Annotated in this window: 2 protein-coding genes; both read right to left on the bottom strand. The window is 65.5% G+C overall.

Annotated elements, in window-relative coordinates; all coding sequences use genetic code 11:
• Nucleotides 1–1,058, bottom strand: a 1,058-nt coding sequence (gene purL / locus EOA29_RS34710) for a phosphoribosylformylglycinamidine synthase subunit PurL (RefSeq protein ID WP_127222274.1), incomplete at its 3' end; no start/stop codon positions are given.
• A 142-nt stretch (nt 1,059–1,200) separates the two neighbouring features.
• On the bottom strand, nt 1,201–1,949 hold a 749-nt coding region (locus tag EOA29_RS34705), incomplete at its 5' end, for a PLP-dependent aminotransferase family protein (RefSeq protein WP_145969992.1).

The raw sequence follows: 1,949 nt of genomic DNA, 5'->3' as shown, positions 1-1,949 counted from the left end.
AACCGCAGGTCGTCGGTCGTCTTGCCGCCGATGGCGAAATCGAGGCCCCATTTGTGGAAGATCGCCTCGGCTTCTCTCTCCTTTTCGGGGCGCAGCACCATCAGCATGCGCTCCTGGCTTTCCGACAGCATCATCTCGTAGGCGCTCATGCGCTCCTCGCGCACCGGCACCTTGTCGAGGTCGAGCTCGATGCCGAGGTCGCCCTTGGCGCCCATCTCCACGGCCGAGCAGGTGAGGCCGGCCGCACCCATATCCTGGATGGCGATGACCGCGCCCGAGGCCATCAGCTCGAGGCAGGCCTCCAACAGGCATTTCTCGGTGAAGGGGTCGCCGACCTGCACGGTCGGACGCTTCTCCTCGATCTTGTCGTCGAATTCGGCCGAGGCCATGGTGGCGCCGCCGACGCCGTCGCGCCCGGTCTTGGCGCCGAGATAGACGACCGGCAGGCCGACACCCTTGGCCTGCGACAGGAAGATGGCGTTGGTCTTGGCGAGACCGGCCGCGAAGGCGTTGACCAGGATATTGCCGTTGTAGCGCGGATCGAAATTGACCTCGCCGCCGACCGTCGGCACGCCGAAGGAATTGCCGTAGCCGCCGACGCCCGAAACCACGCCGGCGACCAGATGCCGGGTCTTGGGATGGTCCGGCGCGCCGAAGCGCAGCGCGTTCATCGCCGCGATCGGCCGCGCGCCCATGGTGAAGACGTCGCGCAGGATGCCGCCGACGCCGGTCGCCGCTCCCTGATAGGGCTCGATGTAGGACGGATGGTTGTGGCTCTCCATCTTGAAGACGACGCAGTCGCCGTCGCCGATGTCGACCACACCGGCATTCTCACCCGGTCCCTGTATGACCTGCGGGCCGCTGGTGGGCAGCGTGCGCAGCCATTTCTTGGAGGACTTGTAGGAGCAGTGCTCGTTCCACATCGCCGAGAAGATGCCGAGCTCGGTGAAGCTCGGCTCGCGGCCGACCAGGTCGAGGATGCGCTGATATTCATCGGGCTTCAGCCCGTGCGCGGCGACGAGTTCGGGAGTGATCGGCACGGAATTGGAAATGGTCATGAGCAGCGATTGGTATCCGTGGGAGGGGGATTTTCTGAGTCTCCTCTTATCGCAAGCTTTCGCGCGATACACCCCACCGGATGACGAAAAACGCCGGAAAACCACTGCGTCGGCGACTGCCCGACGGACAGTGCCGGGCGGATCAGGAAAAACTGTCGTAGCCGGCGCGGCCTTCGTCGAGCAGGCGGCGGATGACCGCGACGCCGCCGGCGACATCCTTGCTGTGCCGGGGTTGCGACACGCCGAAGCGGACGCTGTGGAAGACCTGCTCGGAGCGACCGGCCTTGAACTCGTCCTCGTCGTCGATGAGCACGCCTTGCGCCAGGCTGGCATTCTTGAAGGTGCCGGAGAGCCAGGGATCAGGCAAGGTCAGCCAGACGAAGGGCACATTGTCTCTTGTCTTGAAATCGAACCCAGCCAGCGTCTCGCGCACGATATGGAGACGGGCCTGGATTTCGGCAATGCAGCGCTTGCGGATCTCGCCCGCCTGGCCGGATGTCACCAGCCTGGTACCCACCTCCGCCAGCAGGAAAGGCAGGCCGCCGGTCATCATCTTGTGGGCGACGCGGATGCGGTGGCGGTAGGCCGGCGGGCAGGACAGCCAACCGCCACGCACGCCGGCCGCGACCGACTTCGACAGACCGCCGGCGACGATCGTGCGCTCGGGCGCGTACTCGGCAAGCAGCGGCGTCGGATCGTCGGTCAGCTCGCCATAGAGATCGTCCTCGATCAGCACGACATTGTACGCGCGCGCGATGCGCGCGATCGCCTGGCGCCGTTCCGCCGAAAGCGTCACCAGCGTCGGGTTCTTCGCCGTCGGCATCACGAACATCATCTTGGGGTGTTTTTGCGCGCAGACGCGCTCGAAATCGTCGGGGTCGATGCCTCCAT

The sequence above is a fragment of the Mesorhizobium sp. M1E.F.Ca.ET.063.01.1.1 genome, assembly GCF_003998155.1.
Taxonomy (GTDB): Bacteria; Pseudomonadota; Alphaproteobacteria; order Rhizobiales; family Rhizobiaceae; genus Mesorhizobium.
The sequence above is the reverse complement of the archived record's forward strand: the minus strand, read 5'-3'. Positions and strand labels throughout refer to the sequence as shown.